The following is a 2771-nucleotide window of genomic DNA, read 5'->3' as shown; positions in this document are numbered from 1 at the left end:
ACATCGACGTGCGCGGCGTGGGCTGGGGTGGCTACGGGATGATGCGCCCGGGCTACCTCCACCAGCAGTGGGAGGCGCTGCTGCCGATGATCGAGGCCGGCGCCGTGAAGCCGCCGATCGGCGCGACGTACTCCTTCGACGAGCTGGGGAAGGCGCTGATCGACATGGACGAGCGGCGCACGCTCGGCAAGTCCGTGGTGCGGGTGCGATGAACGACCCGCACGCCGAGCACCACGGGCACGACCACGACCACGGGCACGACTCCGATCTCCCCGAGGAGGAGAAGGTCCGCCGCGCCGGCCACGTCGTCCTGGACGCTGTCGTCGCGGCCGACGTCGGCGGCGACGACCCCGACAAGGCACAGGCGGCGATACATCAGCCCGCTCATCGGCGGCGTCATGCTCGTCGTACGCCGGCTGGTGGCCGAGCTGGCGGCCCGCGACGGTGTCGACGAGGAGACGATCGTGATGTCGGTGCGCGCGGCCCTGGACGCTGCGGCGGGGTAGCCCCGGCTAGGGTCGCGGACGTGAGCATCCTCGACGACGCCCGCGAGGGCATGGACCTGTCCGTCCGGCCGCAGGACGACCTCTTCGGCCACGTCAACGGCCGCTGGCTCGCGGAGACCGAGATCCCCTCGGACCGCTCGAGCTGGGGCCCCTTCGTCGCCCTGAGCGACGCCGCCGAGCAGCACGTGCGCGAGATCATCGAGGAGCTGGCCGCCGGCGGCGCGACCGACGCCGCCGATCCCTCCGCCGCCGACGAGGCGCGCAAGATCGGCGACCTCTACAGCTCTTTCATGGACACCGAGCGGATCGCCGCCCTGGGGCTGACCCCGGTGCAGCCGCTGGTCGAGGCGATCGGTGGACTGCGCGACCTGCGCGACCTGGCCGCCTTCCTCGGGGAGTCCGAGCGCATCGGCAGCCACGGCGTCTTCGGCTCCTACGTCGACAACGACGACAAGGACTCCGAGCGCTACCTCGTGAACTTCGTCCAGGGCGGCCTCGGCCTGCCCGACGAGTCCTACTACCGCGAGGACAAGCACGCCGAGACCCGCGAGAAGTACCTCGCCTACCTCACCCGGCTGCTCGAGCTCGGCGGCACCGGCGCCGAGTGGCTCGGTGACCCCGCCGCCGCCGCGCGCACGGTGCTCGACATCGACACCCGGATCGCCAAGGGGCACTGGGAGCGCGCGGAGACCCGCGACGTCCAGCGGACCTACAACCTGCACACCCTCGAGCAGCTGCGCACCCTGGTGGGCCCCTTCGACCTCGACGTCTACGTCACCAACCTCTCCGGCGGCGCGAAGTCCGCCGAGGAGCTGCTGGCCGAGGTCAACGTCCGCCAGCCGTCGTTCTTCGAGGGCCTGGCCGGCGTGCTCGCCGAGGTGCCGCTCGAGCAGTGGCGGCCCTGGCTGCTGGTGCGCGTGCTGCGGTCGGCGGCGCCGTACCTCAGGTCGAGGGGGCGCTGGGCGAGGCGGTCGGCAAGCAGTACGTCGCCCGCCACTTCCCGCCGCAGTCCAAGGCGATGATGGAGCAGCTGGTCGCCAACCTGCTGGCCGCCTACCGCGAGTCGATCGCCGCCCTGGACTGGATGACCGCGGACACCAAGGCCAAGGCCTACGAGAAGCTCGAGACCTTCAACCCCAAGATCGGCTACCCCGACACCTTCCGTGACTACTCCGGCCTGCAGGTGCGCCCTGATGACCTGATGGGCAACGTCGCTGCCTCGGCCGCCTTCGAGACCGACCGCCAGCTGGGCAAGATCGGCTCCCCGGTCGACCGCGACGAGTGGCACATGCTCCCGCAGACCGTGAACGCCTACTACAACCCCGGCACCAACGAGATCTGCTTCCCGGCCGGCATCCTGCAGCCGCCGTTCTTCTCCCCCGACGCGCACCCGGCCGAGAACTACGGCGGCATCGGCGCGGTCATCGGCCACGAGATCGGCCACGGCTTCGACGACCAGGGCGCGCAGTTCGACCCGCTGGGCAACCTGCGCGACTGGTGGACCCCCGACGACAAGGCCGCCTTCGAGGAGAAGTCGAAGAAGCTCGTCGCCCAGTACGACGCGCTCGAACCCCGCGACCTGCCCGGTGAGCGGGTCAACGGCCAGCTCACCGTCGGCGAGAACATCGGCGACCTGGGCGGCCTGACCATCGCGCACAAGGCCTACGTCATCTCCACCGACGGGCAGGCCGGCGTCGAGGAGCGGCGCCGCCTCTTCCTCAACTGGGGCCACGTGTGGCGCACCAAGCGCCGCGCGGAGCAGGCGCGTCAGTTCCTCACCATCGACCCGCACAGCCCGGCGGAGTTCCGCGCCAACATCGTGCGCAACCTCGACGAGTTCCACGAGGTCTTCGAGACCGCGCCCGGCGACGGCCTGTGGCTCGACCCCGAGGACCGCGTCCGCATCTGGTGACGAGGACGCAGCGGGACGTCATGCGGACGGGAGGTCCCCTCCCGCTGGGTGCATGACGTCCCGCGGCTCCGCCGGTGGTGTCAGCCGGCGAGGGGCTCCTGGCGCGCCGCGACCGTGCGGTCGACGAGTGCTGCGACGGCGGGGAAGCCGCGGCGCAGGGAGTCGAAGCCGCGCGGGGTGAGCACGCAGGCGGTGACCGGGGTCATCGCGGTGACCGTGGCGGTGCGCGGGAGGCGCCGGTCGATGACGCCGAGCTCGCCGACCAGCTCGCCGGGGCCGAGGACGGCGACGAGGTCCTCGCCGACGGTGACGGCGACCTGGCCCTCGACCAGCAGGAAGGCCTGGTTCTCGAG

General features: G+C 71.6%; 3 protein-coding genes and 1 pseudogene. 3 read left to right on the top strand and 1 reads right to left on the bottom strand.

The genetic code is table 11. The annotated features are described in order from the left end of the window. From A6Q79_RS16535 to A6Q79_RS16525, 3 genes and pseudogenes are all read left to right on the top strand, one after another. On the top strand, nucleotides 1-212 hold a 212-nt coding region (locus A6Q79_RS16535), incomplete at its 5' end, for a zinc-binding dehydrogenase (protein WP_317698803.1). 344 nt (nucleotides 213-556) lie between these two features. After that, nucleotides 557-1599 (top strand): annotated as a pseudogene (locus A6Q79_RS16530) (peptidase M13); the annotation flags it as partial. After that, nucleotides 1591-2418, top strand: a complete 828-nt coding sequence (locus A6Q79_RS16525) for a M13-type metalloendopeptidase (protein ID WP_317698804.1) — start codon at nucleotides 1591-1593, stop codon at nucleotides 2416-2418. The pseudogene A6Q79_RS16530 and the gene A6Q79_RS16525, both read left to right, overlap by 9 nt. 80 nt (nucleotides 2419-2498) lie before the next feature. Here the strand turns inward: A6Q79_RS16525 and A6Q79_RS16520 are convergent. Beyond that, on the bottom strand, nucleotides 2499-2771 hold a 273-nt coding region (locus A6Q79_RS16520; RefSeq protein WP_317698802.1), incomplete at its 5' end, for a cyclic nucleotide-binding domain-containing protein.

Source organism: Aeromicrobium sp. REDSEA-S32_B7, from assembly GCF_001626145.1.
GTDB classification, from domain to species: Bacteria; Actinomycetota; Actinomycetes; order Propionibacteriales; family Nocardioidaceae; genus Aeromicrobium; species Aeromicrobium erythreum.
Note: the sequence above shows the minus strand (reverse complement) of the source record. Positions and strands in the feature narration are given on the sequence as shown.

Coding starts and splice junctions, on each gene's coding strand:
- A6Q79_RS16525 (WP_317698804.1), top strand. CDS start 1,591: ATGACCGCGGACACCAAGGCCAAGGCCTACGAGAAGCTCGAGACCTTC.